Annotated in this window: 14 protein-coding genes; 6 read left to right on the plus strand and 8 right to left on the minus strand. The window is 62.7% G+C overall.

Features of this window, described 5'->3' with window-relative positions; all coding sequences use genetic code 11:
* Nucleotides 1-13: 13 nt before the first annotated feature.
* The 7 genes from BMI89_RS08660 to BMI89_RS08690 all read right to left on the minus strand — a co-directional run bounded on the left by BMI89_RS08660 (nucleotide 14) and on the right by BMI89_RS08690 (nucleotide 7,327).
* A complete protein-coding gene (locus BMI89_RS08660; RefSeq protein WP_078570615.1) occupies nucleotides 14-1,429 on the minus strand; it encodes a S41 family peptidase in 1,416 nt (471 codons plus the stop codon).
* A gap of 2 nt (nucleotides 1,430-1,431) precedes the next feature.
* Nucleotides 1,432-2,577 carry a peptidoglycan DD-metalloendopeptidase family protein gene (locus BMI89_RS08665; RefSeq protein WP_078570616.1) on the minus strand — a complete coding sequence of 382 codons (1,146 nt, stop codon included), beginning with the start codon at nucleotides 2,575-2,577 and terminating at the stop codon, nucleotides 1,432-1,434.
* Complete coding sequence (gene gpmI, locus BMI89_RS08670) at nucleotides 2,574-4,097, minus strand: 2,3-bisphosphoglycerate-independent phosphoglycerate mutase (RefSeq protein WP_078570617.1); 1,524 nt, start codon at nucleotides 4,095-4,097, stop codon at nucleotides 2,574-2,576. Before gpmI ends, BMI89_RS08665 begins: the two co-directional genes overlap by 4 nt.
* Before the next feature lie 70 nt (nucleotides 4,098-4,167).
* Nucleotides 4,168-4,887, minus strand: a complete 720-nt coding sequence (locus BMI89_RS08675; protein ID WP_078570618.1) for a class I SAM-dependent methyltransferase — start codon at nucleotides 4,885-4,887, stop codon at nucleotides 4,168-4,170.
* A 111-nt stretch (nucleotides 4,888-4,998) separates the two neighbouring features.
* On the minus strand, nucleotides 4,999-5,466 hold the full coding sequence (gene rlmH / locus BMI89_RS08680) for a 23S rRNA (pseudouridine(1915)-N(3))-methyltransferase RlmH (protein WP_078570619.1): 468 nt from the start codon (nucleotides 5,464-5,466) through the stop codon (nucleotides 4,999-5,001).
* Nucleotides 5,467-5,476: 10 nt separating this feature from the next.
* On the minus strand, nucleotides 5,477-5,839 hold the full coding sequence (gene rsfS, locus BMI89_RS08685; RefSeq protein ID WP_075776745.1) for a ribosome silencing factor: 363 nt from the start codon (nucleotides 5,837-5,839) through the stop codon (nucleotides 5,477-5,479).
* Between the two features lie 132 nt (nucleotides 5,840-5,971).
* The gene (locus tag BMI89_RS08690; protein ID WP_078570620.1) at nucleotides 5,972-7,327 is read right to left on the minus strand and encodes a mechanosensitive ion channel domain-containing protein; all 1,356 of its coding nucleotides are present in this window, start codon (nucleotides 7,325-7,327) and stop codon (nucleotides 5,972-5,974) included.
* A gap of 266 nt (nucleotides 7,328-7,593) precedes the next feature.
* On the opposite strand from BMI89_RS08690, the gene leuC reads away from it, so the two are divergent.
* The 5 genes from leuC (at nucleotide 7,594) to BMI89_RS08715 (ending at nucleotide 12,406) form a co-directional block, all read left to right on the plus strand.
* Nucleotides 7,594-9,015, plus strand: a complete 1,422-nt coding sequence (gene leuC, locus BMI89_RS08695) for a 3-isopropylmalate dehydratase large subunit (RefSeq protein WP_078570621.1) — start codon at nucleotides 7,594-7,596, stop codon at nucleotides 9,013-9,015.
* Nucleotides 9,016-9,027: 12 nt separating this feature from the next.
* The gene (gene leuD / locus BMI89_RS08700; RefSeq protein ID WP_078522648.1) at nucleotides 9,028-9,633 is read left to right on the plus strand and encodes a 3-isopropylmalate dehydratase small subunit; all 606 of its coding nucleotides are present in this window, start codon (nucleotides 9,028-9,030) and stop codon (nucleotides 9,631-9,633) included.
* 126 nt (nucleotides 9,634-9,759) lie between these two features.
* A complete protein-coding gene (locus tag BMI89_RS08705) occupies nucleotides 9,760-10,272 on the plus strand; it encodes a DUF308 domain-containing protein (protein WP_078570622.1) in 513 nt (170 codons plus the stop codon).
* A 272-nt stretch (nucleotides 10,273-10,544) separates the two neighbouring features.
* Nucleotides 10,545-11,372: a hypothetical protein gene (locus BMI89_RS08710; protein WP_133052000.1), complete on the plus strand. Its 828-nt coding sequence runs from the start codon at nucleotides 10,545-10,547 to the stop codon at nucleotides 11,370-11,372.
* Between the two features lie 11 nt (nucleotides 11,373-11,383).
* On the plus strand, nucleotides 11,384-12,406 hold the full coding sequence (locus BMI89_RS08715; RefSeq protein WP_246831998.1) for an endonuclease/exonuclease/phosphatase family protein: 1,023 nt from the start codon (nucleotides 11,384-11,386) through the stop codon (nucleotides 12,404-12,406).
* Here the strand turns inward: BMI89_RS08715 and BMI89_RS08720 are convergent.
* The gene (locus BMI89_RS08720; RefSeq protein ID WP_078570624.1) at nucleotides 12,370-13,290 is read right to left on the minus strand and encodes a hypothetical protein; all 921 of its coding nucleotides are present in this window, start codon (nucleotides 13,288-13,290) and stop codon (nucleotides 12,370-12,372) included. The genes BMI89_RS08715 and BMI89_RS08720 overlap by 37 nt on opposite strands.
* A gap of 216 nt (nucleotides 13,291-13,506) precedes the next feature.
* Here BMI89_RS08720 and leuB point away from each other — a divergent pair, with 216 nt between their 5' ends.
* Nucleotides 13,507-14,610 (plus strand): 3-isopropylmalate dehydrogenase, encoded by a 1,104-nt coding sequence (leuB, locus tag BMI89_RS08725; RefSeq protein ID WP_078541515.1) that lies wholly within the window; start codon nucleotides 13,507-13,509, stop codon nucleotides 14,608-14,610.
* The last annotated feature ends 17 nt before the right edge of the window (nucleotides 14,611-14,627 follow it).

Here is a 14,627-nt window from a genome sequence, read left to right on the forward strand (position 1 = left end):
AAGGCCCCTTCCCTCAATTCTGCTGCGTGTCGGATTTGCCATCGTCGCTGGGCGCTTCGGCCTTCTGCGTCGAGGCGGTGTCAGCCTTCGTCTCGGGGGCGATGGCCGAGAGACCTTTGATCAGGTCGATCGCGTAGGACATCTGGAAATCTTCCATCCGGCGCTTCGCGGCCTCTTCGGCTTTCGCGCGCTCGTCCTCGGCCTGCTGCTTTTCGTCCTCGGTCATCGAGTCGTTGGTGATCGCACCCTTCAGATCGGCCTCGGAGGTCATCTTGCGGGCGTTGTCGCCTTCGGCGGCCGCTTTATCCTCAGATTTCGGCTGATCGGGCTGCGGCACGACCACGTCGGGGGCGATGCCCAGCGACTGGATCGAGCGACCCGACGGCGTGTAGTAACGCGCAGTGGTCAGACGCATCGCGCCTTCGCCCTGGATCGGCATGACCGTCTGGACAGAGCCTTTACCGAAGCTCTTGGTGCCGACGACGATCGCGCGGTGATGATCCTGCAGCGCACCGGTCACGATTTCCGACGCCGAGGCAGAGCCACCGTTGATCAGTACGACGATCGGTTTGCCGTCGGCCATATCGCCGGCGGTCGCGTTGAAGCGCTCGCTATCCTGCGGGTTCCGGCCACGGGTGGAGACGATCTCGCCCTTGTCGAGGAAGGCATCCGCCGTCTTGATCGCCTGCGTCAGCAGGCCGCCGGGGTTGTTGCGCAGATCGACGATGAAGCCGTCGACCTTGTCCATGCCGCCGACTTCCTTGACCTGCTCCTTGATCGAGGATTCGAGGTTCGGGAAGGTCTGGTCGTTGAAGGTGGTGATGCGCAGGATGACAGTATCGCCGTCATGGCGGCCCTTCACGGCGGTCAGCTTGATTGTGTCGCGGGTCAGCGTGACGTCGAACGGATCCTGTTCGCCTTCGCGCACGATGGTCACGGTGATGTCCGAACCGACCGGCCCGCGCATCTTGTCCACCGCCTGATCGAGCGGGATACCCATCAGGGACTCGCCATCGACCGCGGTGATGAAATCGCCGGACTTGATGCCAGCCTCGGCCGCGGGCGTGCCGTCCATCGGCGAAACCACCTTCACGAAGCCGTCTTCCTGCGTGACCTCGATGCCGAGACCGCCGAAGGAGCCGCGCGTCTGAACGCGCATGTCGCTGTAATCGGAGGGCGGCAGGTAGCTGGAATGCGGATCGAGCGAGCTGAGCATGCCGTTGATCGCGGCTTCGATCAGCTTCTTGCTGTCCACGGGCTCAACATAGTCCTGGCGGATTTTCTCGAAAATGTCGCCGAACAGGTCCAGCTGCTGGTAGACGGTCTCGTTGCGTTTCGTTTCTTCGGCCATCAGCGGCGCCGCGACTTGCGTGGACAAAAGCGCCCCCGCGAGCGTGCCGCCAACCGCTGCCATCATGAACTTTTTCATACTCAACCCTTGTCGTCTTTTGTCTGGATGAACCACGGCGTCGGGTCCACGGGCTTACCGCCCTCTCTCAGTTCCAAATAAAGCGTCTCGCTGCGATCTGCACCAGCGCCATCTGTCGCCGCCTGCACGAATTCCTTGCCGAATTCCTTCGCTCCCGGCTGAATTCCGCCCATCAAACCTATGGGCGTGCCCTTTGGCAGCACGTCTCCAACCTCACCATAGACGGTTCCGAGCCCCGCAAGAACCAGAAGATATCCATCTGCGGGTTCGAGAACCATCACATTTCCGTAGTCGAGCAACGGACCACGGTAGCGAATTGTCGCAGCCCAGGGCGTTGTGACCAGCGAGCCCGGCTCACTTGCGATCACGAGGCCGGGACGTTTGATCCCCGCGGCATCGGGCTCGTTGAAGCTCCGCAGAACCGAGCCGATCACCGGCAGGTTCAGACTGCCTTTCGCGCCCGCGAAATCGCCGCGCGGCGGGCCGATATCGTTTTCCATGTCGCTCAGGCCGGTCGCGAAGCCTTCGAGCGTATCGGCGCTTTGCACCAGCGCGGTCAGCTCCTCGGGTTCTTCGAGATAGCGCTGCGGGAGTTTTTCGCGGCGTTCGGAGATTGCCTCGGACAGCGCGGTGCGCGCCTTGGTCACCGAAACCATCCCCGCTTCCAGCGTCTCGCGCGCGTTTTCCTGCAGCTTGCGGAGCGTCGCGATCTCCTTGAGGTGGACGCTCAGCTTCTGCGCCTCTTCCTGCAAGGCCGGCGCGACCGAAGACAGCACCATTCCCGAACGAGCCGAGCCTTCGGGGCCCGAGGGATGCAACAGCAGAAGCGGCCCGTCGGATTGCTGCATCGTCGACATCACGGCCAGCAGCCCGCCAAGCTCTTCGCGTTTCGCGTCGAACCCCTGCTTGATCTCGCGCTCGCGGATCGCGGCCCGGCGCAAGCCGTCGCGTAGCGCGCTCAACCCTTGCTCATAGGCGTGGATCGTTTTCGTCAGCGCCGCGATGCGGTCGGATTTCGACTGCGCCGCATCGAGCGCGGTGATCGCTTTGCGCAGATCGGCCGAGGCCTTGAGTGCGGCGTCGCCCGATCCTTCCGCCCAAAGCGGCCCGGCCGAGATCAGAAGAGCTGCGAGGGCGGCGCGGATCACGATACGATCAGGCTCTTTCCGGTCATTTCCTCGGGCTGCTCGATCTGCATCAGCTCCAGCAGCGTCGGCGCGAGATCCGCAAGCCGACCTTCGCGCAGCTTGGCGCCCTCGGGCCCACCGACCAGTGAGACCGGAACGAGGTTCGTCGTATGCGCGGTATGCGGTCCGCCGGTTTCCGGGTCGATCATGGTTTCGCAATTGCCGTGATCGGCGGTGATGATCATCGCGCCGCCCGCAGCCTCCAGCGCCTCGACGACGCGGCCGATATCATGGTCGATCTCTTCCACCGCCGCGATCGCCGCTTCCAGCGAGCCGGTATGGCCGACCATGTCGGGATTGGCGTAGTTCACGATGATCAGGTCGTACCCGGTCTCGATCGCCTCGACGAATTTGTCGGTGACTTCCGGTGCGCTCATCTCGGGCTGCAGGTCATAGGTCGCGACCTTGGGCGATTTGGGCATGTAGCGATCTTCGCCCTCCCACGGCTCTTCTTTGCCACCGTTGAGGAAGAAGGTCACATGCGGATATTTCTCGGTCTCGGCCAAGTGGAACTGGCTAAGCCCTTGTTTCGAAATCCATTCGCCGAGCGTATTGACGATCTCGCGCTTCGGATAGGCGGTCTTCATATAGGCGTTATGCTTGTCGGAATACTCGACCATCCCCAGCATCGCCGCCCATTTCGGACGCGGGCCGGTTTCGAATTCCGAGAAGTCCGGTTCGCCGATCGCCCGCAGGATTTCACGGGCTCGGTCGGCGCGGAAATTGAGACAGAAGAAGCCGTCGCCATCCTTCGCACCATCGTAATCTCCGATCACGGTGGGCTTGATGAACTCGTCCATTTCCTTCTTGTCGTAGCTGGCTTCGACGGCCGCGACAGGGGTGTCGGCCCCCTGCCCTTTGCCGTTGATCATCGCGTCATAGGCAAGGCCCACGCGCTCCCAGCGGTTGTCGCGGTCCATCGCGTAATAGCGGCCATCTACCGTGACGACCGTGCAGCCTTCGGGCAGTCGGTCGCAGAGATCGGAGACGAAGGACTTCGCGCTATCGGGTGCCACATCGCGCCCGTCGGTGATCGCGTGGATCAGCACGGGAACGCCCGCCTCCGAGACCATTTTCGCCGCGGCGAGCGTATGTTCGATATGGCCGTGCACGCCACCATCCGAGATGACGCCCATCAGATGCGCGCGCCCGCCGCTCTCTTTCATCGTATCGATGAAGGAGAGGATCGCCTCGTTCTTGAAGAAAGAACCATCCTCGATCGCCAGATCGATCTGGCCCAGATCCATAGCCACCACCCGGCCTGCGCCGATATTGGTGTGACCGACCTCGGAATTGCCCATCTGACCGCTCGGTAGCCCGACATCGGGGCCGAAGGTCACCAGCGTCGATTTCGCCGGGTTGTTCCACAGAACGCGGTCGAGGTTCGGGGTATCGGCCAGCAGGGGCGCGTTTCCTTCGCGCTCCTTTCGCTCGCCAAAGCCATCGAGAATGCACAGGACGACGGGTTTCGGGCGGGTCATGGCGGCCTCCTAATCTGTTGCCCCCTCATACGCCTCGCAAGCCTTGGCGGCAACCGGGGGCGTAAGCACTTCAGGCCTGGAACATGATCCGCCGGGCTTTCTTCTCATAGCTGAGGATTTCGGTCTGTCGCGTCGCCTCGAACAGCGACGAGAGCGCCGCGTCAGGCTTGTTCATGTAGCGCCGACGCAGGTCCAGCACGACCGCGCCGCCATCCCGGATCACCCGCATCATAAGGTCGAGATAGTCACCGATCGGGTAGTGGAAACCGCAGGAAATCAGGCTGGTGACGAGATCGCCCGTGACCCCCTCCAGAGCATCTGGTTGCTTGACCGGGTTGAGCGTTTCGACCGCGCGGGCGCCATTGTCGCGCAGAAACGACGCCGCGGCGTCGAGCGAGGCATAGCCCGCACCGGTATCGCTCCAGAAATGGTATTGCTCCGGGGTTTCCTCGATATCGATCAAGGTCACGGCGCAATCGTAATCCTTGATCAGCAGCGCGTCGTTGAGACCCTGTCCGCAGCCGATGTCGATCACATGGGTCGGGCGACGACCGGTTTCCTCGAGCGCCTTGCGCAGCGGGAGATACTCGGTGAAGACCTCGGCGAGCGCCCCGCGGAAAATCTCCTCGTTGCGGGCCTCGACTTCCTCCAGCGCGGGCCCCCTGTCGCCAGCTTCCCAGGCCTTGCGCGCGGTACCTGAAATCTGGCGCGTGCGCTGGAAGCCCATCAGCATCATCGCCTCGCGCGAAATGGACGCGCCGGAAATATTCATGTCGCGAAGTGTATTCATGGAGCCTGACCCGCTGGACATCATTTTCTGACGCAGCGTAACGTTGCCGCGACACGGCGCAAGCCGTTGATGAGAGCTCAGGTTAAAATGGCACAGGTTAAGATGTGCTGATCAGACGCGGTGATAGGGCGTGCCGGCGATGATCTGTCCGGCGCGGTAGATCTGTTCGGTCAGCATGACGCGGGCCAGCATATGCGGCCAGACCATCTTGCCGAAGGAGATCGAGAACGCGGCGCGGCTGCGCAGGGACGGATCGATCCCGTCCGCGCCGCCGATCACGAAAGCCACGTCGCGGGCCTGATCGCGCCAGCCTTGCAGCTTGGTGGCAAATTCGGGCGATGAGATCAGGCTGCCGCGCTCGTCGAGCGTGACGATCACCGATCCGTCGGGAATTGCGCGGCTCAGCAGGTCCGCCTCCGCGCTCTGCCCCAGGCCCTTCTTGTCTTCGACCTCAACGACGGAAGCCGGGCCGAGCCCGAAGGCGCGCCCGGATTTCTCGAAGCGTTTCAGGTAGTCGTCGATCAGCTCGCGTTCGGGCCCCTTGCGCAAGCGGCCCACCGCGCAGATCGTGATCTTCATGCAGCCGAACTCAGACGGGGGCGCCCGCAGGCATCCACATCTTTTCCAGCTGATAAAACTCGCGCACTTCCGGGCGGAAGACGTGAACGATGACGTCGGAGCTGTCGATCAGCACCCAGTCGCCCTGATCCTTGCCCTCAACTTTGCAAGCCCGGTCGAATTCGTGCTTCAGCCGCTCGGTCAGGTTCTCGGCGATGGCGCTGACCTGACGCGTGCTGCGCCCGGAACAGACAACCATATAGTCACCGATCGAGGACCGACCGCGCAGGTCGATGGTCACGATATCTTCGGCCTTGTCGTCTTCGAGGGAAGAGATGACGCGCGCGAGGATTTCTTCGCTCGTCGCTTCGGCATTGACGGCCCGTGTATTCATGGCCGCTGCCTTTGTGCCGGCATCACTCGGCACGATGGAAAGATGAGACAGGACATGGTCCTCCAGATGTTACGCACCGAAATGGCCCCGGCGCTGGACGTCCTCCGAAAATAGCATCCCGAAGGTTCAATTTCAATTTTCATGCGGCGAATTTTCGCTATGCGTTTCCGGCCCGGGTTGCAAGTCCAGTTGCGAACCTTCGAGCAAACGCACTTCGCGCTGCGGGAACGGGATCGAAATGCCGTTTGCCTTGAATGTATCCCACAATGCGAGGAAGACCTGCCCGCGCACGTTCGTCAGCCCTTCGACGGGGTCCGTGATCCAGAACCGCAGGAGATAATCGACCGAACTGTCCCCGAACCCGGTCACGTGACACACGGTCGGGCGGTTTTTCAAAACGCGGTTCACCGATTGCGCGGCCTCCACCGCCAGCTTGCGCACCACGTGCGGGTCATCGTGATAGGAGGTGCCGAAGGGCAGGTCGATCCGCACGAATTCATTGGAATGGGACCAGTTGACCACCTGCCCGGTGATCAGGTCTTCGTTCGGGATCAGGTATTCCTTGCCGTCGCGCGTAACGACCGAGACGTAGCGCGCGCCCAGCGAATTGATCCAGCCGAAGGTCTCGCCAAGGCTGATCACGTCGCCGGGCTTGATCGATTTATCCAGCAGGATGATCACGCCCGAGACGAGGTTCGACACGACTTTCTGCAGACCGAAGCCGAGGCCGACGCCGATCGCTCCCGACAGAACCGCAAGCCCGGTCAGGTCGAAGCCCACCGCCTTGATCCCGATGAACAGCGCCGCGCCATAGAGCAGAACCTGCATCACCTTGATGACCAGCTCCGACATCGAGGGGCTGATATCCTCGTTGGTGCGCAGCCGCACCGAGGTCTGCCCCGAGATGATCCGCGCGACCGACAGAAGGATCGTCGTCAGCACCAGCGCCTTGAGGACGCCGTAGGCCGTGATCCGGAAATCCCCGAATTCGACCGCCGTGCCGTTCAGAAGCCGCACGGTCTCGTCCCACAGCCCGAGATAATAGAGCGTCACCCAGATCCACGCGCCCCAGCGCACGATGCGGCGCAGAAGCGCGTTGCGGATCAGTCGCGCGACGAGGCCCACGACCAGCCACGCCGTGACCAGTGTTGCCACCAGCACCACGAGGAAGCGCCAGGAATAAAAGCCTTTGGTCGCCTCGAGCACGAAGACCGAGCCCCAAGCGAGAAGAACAAAGAGGAAGCCGCGCAGACGTTGCCGGAACAGGATCAGCAGCCGAAGCTGGCGGGTCGAAAGCTCGCGCCGACGTCCCCAGTCATCGACTTTCGGGGCAAGCCAGATCCGCCCGAGATGGGCCAGCGCAAAACATGCCGCAATGATCCCGAACTGCCAAAGCCGCGAGGGCAGCACGATCGAATTGAGGAAGATTTCGATCTGGGCCCAGATCGAAGCCAATATCTTGACGATGTCCCCGTTCGCGAAATCCATGAAAATGACGTTAGCCCGGTTTTGCGATCAGTCCAAACACGGACTCTTCGATTGCCTAAGAGACGGATTCGCCGTATTTAGCGCCCCATGACACTCGTTTTCGACATGGATGACCGCGCCCGCCTCCGCGAGCGCTTCTACGGCGAAAGCCGCTCGGTGCTGGCACGACTTTGATGCTCTGCGCCCGCGGGCGCATATCTGCGCCTGCTGTCCCATGTCTGACAAACGGCCGTTTTTAGGCCAGCCATCCAAAGAAAGTGAGAGCCATGTCTGCTCCGAAGACCCTCTATGACAAGATCTGGGACGCGCATGTCGTGTCCGAAGACGAAGACGGCACCAGCCTGCTCTATATCGACCGTCACCTCGTCCACGAAGTGACCTCGCCGCAAGCCTTCGAAGGGCTGCGCATCGCGGGCCGCAAGGTGCGCGCGCCGGAGAAAACCATCGCCGTTCCGGATCACAACGTGCCGACCACGCTCGACCGCGCCAAGGGGATCGAGAACGAGGAAAGCCGGATTCAGGTCGACGCGCTCGACAAGAACGCCAAGGATTTCGGGGTGAACTATTACCCGGTCTCCGACGTGCGTCAGGGCATCGTCCACATCGTCGGCCCCGAACAGGGCTGGACCCTGCCGGGCATGACCGTCGTCTGCGGCGATAGCCACACCGCGACCCATGGCGCGTTCGGCGCGCTCGCCCATGGCATCGGCACCTCGGAAGTGGAGCACGTTCTGGCGACCCAGACGCTGATCCAGTCGAAGTCGAAGAACATGAAGGTCGAGATCACCGGCAAGCTGCGTCCGGGCGTCACCGCCAAGGACATCACCCTGTCGGTCATCGGTGCGACCGGCACCGCCGGCGGCACCGGCCACGTCATCGAATATTGCGGCGAAGCGATCCGCGATCTGTCGATGGAAGGCCGCATGACCGTCTGCAACATGGCGATCGAAGGCGGCGCGCGCGCAGGCCTGATCGCCCCGGACGAGAAGACGTTCGAGTATGTCAAAGGCCGGGCCCACGCTCCGAAAGGCGCGCAATGGGAAGCGGCTCTGCATTGGTGGAAGCAGCTCTACACCGATGAGGGCGCGCATTTCGACAAGGTCGTCACCATCAAGGCCGAAGAGATCGAACCGGTTGTGACCTGGGGCACCTCGCCCGAGGATGTGCTGCCGATCTCGGGCTCTGTCCCCGCGCCGGAGGACTTCAAAGGCGGCAAGGTCGAAGCGGCCAAGCGTGCGCTCGACTACATGGGCCTCGAAGCGGGCACCAAGCTGACCGACATCAAGATCGACGTGGTCTTCATCGGGTCCTGCACCAACGGCCGGATCGAGGATCTGCGCGCCGCCGCCGAAGTCGTCAAAGGTCGCAAGCTGGCCGATGGCGTCCGCGCGATGGTTGTGCCGGGCTCGGGCCTCGTGCGCGCGCAGGCGGAGGAAGAAGGTCTGGACAAGATCTTCCTCGACGCAGGTTTCGAATGGCGCATGGCGGGCTGCTCGATGTGTCTCGCGATGAACCCCGACCAGCTGGCCGAGGGCGAGCGCTGCGCGTCGACCTCGAACCGCAACTTCGAAGGGCGTCAGGGCTACAAGGGCCGCACCCATCTGATGAGCCCGCAAATGGCCGCCGCAGCTGCTGTCACCGGTCATCTGACCGATGTGCGCAAGCTGATAGAACTGGAAGACGCGTAAGGAGCGACGAGAATGGAAAAATTCGAAAAAGTTACCGGGATCGCCGCCCCCATGCCGCTGGTCAATATCGACACCGATATGATCATCCCCAAGGGCTTCCTGAAGACGATCAAGCGCACCGGTCTCGGCGTGCATGCGTTCGACGAGATGCGTTACGACCGTCAGGGCAACGAGAACCCCGACTTCGTGCTCAACAAGCCGCAATATCGCGAAGCGCAGATCCTCGTGGTCGGCGACAACTTCGGCTGCGGCTCCTCGCGCGAGCACGCCCCGTGGGCGCTGGCCGATTTCGGCATCAAGGTGATCGTTTCGACCTCCTTCGCCGACATCTTCTACAACAACTCGTTCAAGAACGGGATGCTGCCGATCGTGCTTCCGCAGGAGCAGGTCGACATGCTGATGAAGGATGCCGAGAAGGGCTCGAACGCACGGATGACCGTCGATCTCGAGAACCAGGAGATCACGACCTCGGAAGGCGAGACGATCAAGTTCGACGTCGATGCGTTCAAGAAGCACTGCCTGCTCGAAGGTCTCGACGATATCGGCCTGACGCTGGAGAAGGCCGCGGCCATCGACACGTTCGAGACGCAGATGCATCAGGCGCGTCCCTGGGTGTAACCCACGACGCCATCGCGAAATGAAAAGCCGCTCCGACCGGGGCGGCTTTTTACATGAGAGGGGGGCGCGGGAACCCGGCGCCCATGGTAGGGTTCATCATTTGACGTAGATCGAGAGGATGATGCGATGCGCGTTTCGACCCTGTTTCTGGTGACCGGCCTCGTGCTGATCGTTCTCGGCGTTGCGGCCATCTCGAATCCCTTCGCGACCTCGCTGGCCCTGACCACCTTCGTCGGCATCTTGTTCCTGATCGCCGGGGTGGTGCAGGCGTGGCTCGCCTTCAACGACCGCGACGGGGCGCATCGGGCGTGGCATGCGCTGATCGCACTTCTCAACATCGTCGTCGGCGTCTGGCTGATGGCCGATCCGATGTCCGGCACGGTGTCGCTCGCGGCGGTGGTCGGTGTTCTCTTCCTGCTGATGGGCGCGCTGCGCTTGCTCCTCGGTCTGCGCCTTGCCGGGCCGCGCCTGCGGTGGATGCTGGTCCTGTCGGGCGCGGTTTCGATCCTGATCGGCGTGCTGATCTTCTCCGCATTCGATCAGATAGCGACGCAAATCCTTGGACTATTGCTAGGAATCCAGTTGCTGGCGGATGGTGTCGGGCTTGCCGCACTTGGCTTTGCCAATCGCGACTCCTGAGGGTTTTTGAGGCGCTAACCCCTTGATCCACTAAATATGGTTTCGCCTCCTAGGTTGCCACATTTTTGCACCTTTGTTGATGCAATGTCGCACCAGGTCTTCCAAGAAAATGCCTTAATGCGGCACAGAGTCTGAAAACACTATTTGCTTGGATCGGGAACTTGGGCAAAATCATGGCAAGTTTGAGGCAGCGCGTCACAGTCGGCGCGCGTCTTGCGGGTAAAAGGATCGGCAATGTACCGCATCCGACCGCAGGGAAGGGTAGGGTAACTGTGTTCTCACGTCTCTCAGGGGCGCTTGTTCGCGCGATCCTCGTCGCGGTGGTGATCTGCACCCCCGCGCTCATTCTGCCTGATACAAGTAGTGACACCGCACAGATCGTGGCGCTTATGGCGCTGTTCGGTTTCGCGCTGACCCTTTTCGAATATGCTTCCGTTTATCCCGGCTTGATCGAGTTTCGCGATGCGCCGCCCTTCAACCGCATCCGCTTCATGTCGCTGTTCCTGACGGTTCTGCTGCTCTCGCTGGCGGTGCAGTCGCAGTATCACGCCTCGACGCTGACCCGGCTGATCGAGGTTCTGGGCACGACCGTCGCCAGCTCCATCGACGTGCCTTACAGCCCCGTTCGCCTGCTGCAACTCGCGCTGCCGGCGGATGCCTCACTGCATCAGGTCGCGCTGGTGCGCACCGCTGCGGGGATGGCCTACCTGATCTCGCTGCTGACCCTTGGCTATTTCGTCATCGTCATGCGGATCATGGGCTGGCCGCAGGCGCATACGAAATTCAACGTCTGGGTCAATCTGCCCACCTTCGACCCGACCGCAGGCGGCGATGTGGTCGAGCGTCTGCGCCGCGATTCCTGGTTCAACATTGCGCTGGGCTTCCTTTTGCCCTTCCTTATTCCGGCGGTGCTCAAACTCGTCTCGGTCAGTTTCGTGATCGTGACGCTCGAAGTGCCCCACACGATGATCTGGATGGTGACGGCATGGGCCTTCCTTCCCGCAAGCCTGTTCATGCGCGGCATCGCGCTGGCGCGGGTGGCGCAAATGATCGAAAACAAGCGTCTCGCTTCCGGGGCGAGCGACTACTTGCCGGCCTGATCGCGACCTGCTTGGCGCTGCCCGCCGCGGCAGAGAGCCTGCGCGTGGCGACATGGGATGCCGGGCTGTCGCGCCGGGGTCCGGGGCTTTTGCTGAAAGATATCCGCAACGACACAGCGCAGGTCGCGGCTGTGACCCGCATCGTCGATGCGATCGCACCGGATGTGCTTTTGCTGACCGGGATCGACTGGGACTATGACGGGCAGGCGCTGGCCGCGTTGAATGAGACTTTCGCACAGCCCTATCCGCATCTCTTCGCGCCGCACCCCAATAGCGGCTGGCCGAGCGGGGCCGATCTCGACGGAAACGGCAAGCTTGGCGAAGCGCGCGATGCGCAGGGCTACGGGCGGTTTCCGGGGCAGGGCGGTCTGGCGCTACTGTCGCGCTACCCGATTGAGGCCGACCGCGCGCGCGACTTCTCCGCAATGCTGTGGAAGGACCTGCCTGACGGGCAAAGCGCAGGGGCGGATCTTTCGCCTGAAGCGCTGGAGGTGCAGCGTCTCAGCTCCACCGCGCATTGGGATGTGCCGCTCCAACTGCCTTCGGGCGAGCGGCTGCATATTTTGGCCTTCGCCGCGACACCGCCGGTTTTCGACGGACCCGAGGACCGCAACGGACGCCGCAATCGTGACGAAAGCGCCTTCTGGCTCCGCTATCTGGATGGGGAGCTCGACGCGCTGCCGCCCGAAGCGCCGGTGATCCTGCTAGGCGACGCCAATCTCGATCCGAAAGACGGGGAGGGGCGGCGTGATGCGCTCGATCTGCTGCTGAACGGCCCGCATCTGCAAGACCCGCTGCCGCGCAGTGATGGTGCGACGCAAGCCGCCGATCCCATGCATGAAGGCGATCCGGGCCTCGATACCGCCGATTACGACGGGCCGGGCAATCTGCGGCTCGATTACGTTCTGCCGTCGACCGACTTGAGGGTGACGGGGGCGGGCGTTGTCTGGCCGAAGCCGGGCGCGCCCTTGGCGAAGGCGGCCGCAGCCGCCTCGCGTCACAAGATGGTGTGGCTCGACATCGCGTTGCCCTGATCGGGCACGACCTTGAGGCCCCGGATATAGAGATGCTCGAACACCACCCGCTGCAGCGTTTTCGGGGTGAATTCCGGGAAGCGCGCGTGGAAATCGGTGCCGTCGATCTCGTGGCTCATGTCGAACAAATAGCGCATTTCGCGCAGCTCGCGCGCCAGCTCCCATGCGGGCGAGGCAAGCAGCAGCGCCGTCCACGGGAATTTCTTGATCGAGATGTCGCGCCCCATCTGACTCGAGAATTCCTCGGCCAGTTCGCGCGCGGAGAACCGCGTGCCGGGAAAACCGAGGTCGAGCAGACCGGGCGTGTGATCTTCGGTCTCGGCCAGTTGCACGGCGATCCGGGTCATATCCTCGAGATCGGCATAGACGCGCTGCGCATCGGGCTTGCCGAGCGCGGTGATCTTGCCCTTGCGCAAATCCTTCAGCATCACCCGGTTCATCAGCGTGTCGGGCGACTCGGCATTCAGGAAATCGCCGCCGCGCAGGATCGCGACCGAACGGCCCTCTTCGGCATGGGCGCGATAGCGCGCCTCCATCTCGGCGCGGATCTTGCCCTTGCGGGTGCAGGCGTGATGCGGGGTCGAAGCACTCCACGGAGACGGCTCGCGCCCGTAGACATAGACATTGCCCGGCACCATCACCGAGGCTCCGCTGTCGCGCGAGGCGGCCAGAACCTGCTTGGTGATCTGGGGGATCTGGTTCGCCCAGTCGTGGTAATTCGGCGGATTCATCGCGTTCACGATCCACCGCGCCCCGCGCGCTGCGATCGCCATGTCGGTGCCCCGGCGATAGCGATCGACGTCCCAGCCAGCGGTCCTGAAGGACCGTGCCGCAGCAGATCCGAACAAACCGCCCATTCCCAGGATCAATACCCTGCGATTCATTTCGCCCTCATGTGTCGTCTGCCTGCTCTAAACTCTAGCATGCGCTCATACGCGTGCGGGGGCCACTCGCCAACCACCTGATCCGCAAAAGCCCGCCGAAGCCTCGGCAACCGCTTGCCGATCGTCCAGACACGGTTTCGCGACCTGTGCCGCTTGACCAAGGGGCGGGCAGGGGATACGCCCTTCGAGACCCTGTTTTCTTGGGAGATTATCCTCATGTCCAACCCCTCCATCCTCATCCTGCCCGGCGACGGGATCGGCCCCGAAGTCATGGCCGAGGTTCGCAAAGTCATCGACTGGTACGGTGCCAAGCGCGATCTCGCCTTCGACGTCAGCGAAGACCTCGTCGGTGGTGCGGCCTATGACAAGCACGGCGTGCCGCTGGCCGATGAGACGATGGCGAAGGCGCAGGAAGTGGACGCGGTTCTGCTCGGCGCCGTGGGCGGTCCGAAATACGACGTGCTCGACTTCTCGGTGAAGCCCGAGCGCGGCCTGCTGCGTCTGCGCAAGGAGATGGATCTGTTTGCCAACCTGCGCCCCGCGCAATGCTTCGACGCGCTGGCGGATTTCTCCTCGCTGAAGAAGGACGTGGTTGCAGGCCTCGACATCATGATCGTGCGCGAGCTGACCTCGGGCGTCTATTTCGGTGAGCCGCGCGGCATTTTCGAAGAAGGCAACGAGCGCGTCGGCATCAACACCCAGCGCTACACCGAGTCCGAGATCGAGCGCGCCGCCCGGGCTGCGTTCGAGCTGGCGATGAAGCGCAACAAAAAGCTCTGCTCGATGGAGAAAGCCAACGTGATGGAGTCGGGCATCCTCTGGCGCGAGGTCGTGACCCGGGTCGGCGAGGAATACCCCGAAGTCGAACTGAGCCACATGTATGCCGATAACGGCGCGATGCAGCTCGTGCGCGCGCCCAAGCAGTTCGACGTGATCGTCACCGACAACCTGTTCGGCGACATCCTGTCCGACTGCGCGGCGATGCTGACAGGCTCGCTCGGGATGCTGCCCTCCGCGTCGCTCGGCGCGCCGATGGCGAACGGTCGCCCGAAAGCGATGTACGAGCCCGTCCACGGTTCGGCCCCCGACATTGCGGGGCAGGGCAAGGCCAACCCGATCGCCTGTATCCTCAGCTTCGCGATGGCGCTGCGCTACAGCTTCGATCAGGGCGACGAGGCGACCCGTCTGGAAACCGCGATCGAGAAAGTGCTGGCCGATGGCGTGCGCACCGCGGACCTGATGGGCCCCGAAGGCGGCACCCCGGTCTCGACCTCCGAGATGGGCGACAAGATCATCGAAGCGCTCGACGCTTCGCTCTGATCCACGAGACAAGTTTT

The sequence above is a fragment of the Thioclava sp. F36-7 genome (assembly GCF_002020075.1).
GTDB classification, from domain to species: domain Bacteria; phylum Pseudomonadota; class Alphaproteobacteria; order Rhodobacterales; family Rhodobacteraceae; genus Thioclava; species Thioclava sediminum.

Bases quoted from the DNA above. Each gene is read 5' to 3' on its own strand.
- BMI89_RS08660 (WP_078570615.1), bottom strand. From the start codon at position 1,429: ATGAAAAAGTTCATGATGGCAGCGGTTGGCGGCACGCTCGCGGGGGCG.
- gpmI (WP_078570617.1), bottom strand. From the start codon at position 4,097: ATGACCCGCCCGAAACCCGTCGTCCTGTGCATTCTCGATGGCTTTGGC.
- BMI89_RS08675 (WP_078570618.1), bottom strand. From the start codon at position 4,887: ATGAATACACTTCGCGACATGAATATTTCCGGCGCGTCCATTTCGCGC.
- rlmH (WP_078570619.1), bottom strand. From the start codon at position 5,466: ATGAAGATCACGATCTGCGCGGTGGGCCGCTTGCGCAAGGGGCCCGAA.
- rsfS (WP_075776745.1), bottom strand. From the start codon at position 5,839: ATGAATACACGGGCCGTCAATGCCGAAGCGACGAGCGAAGAAATCCTC.
- BMI89_RS08690 (WP_078570620.1), bottom strand. From the start codon at position 7,327: ATGGATTTCGCGAACGGGGACATCGTCAAGATATTGGCTTCGATCTGG.
- leuC (WP_078570621.1), top strand. From the start codon at position 7,594: ATGTCTGCTCCGAAGACCCTCTATGACAAGATCTGGGACGCGCATGTC.
- leuD (WP_078522648.1), top strand. From the start codon at position 9,028: ATGGAAAAATTCGAAAAAGTTACCGGGATCGCCGCCCCCATGCCGCTG.
- BMI89_RS08705 (WP_078570622.1), top strand. From the start codon at position 9,760: ATGCGCGTTTCGACCCTGTTTCTGGTGACCGGCCTCGTGCTGATCGTT.
- BMI89_RS08720 (WP_078570624.1), bottom strand. From the start codon at position 13,290: ATGAATCGCAGGGTATTGATCCTGGGAATGGGCGGTTTGTTCGGATCT.
- leuB (WP_078541515.1), top strand. From the start codon at position 13,507: ATGTCCAACCCCTCCATCCTCATCCTGCCCGGCGACGGGATCGGCCCC.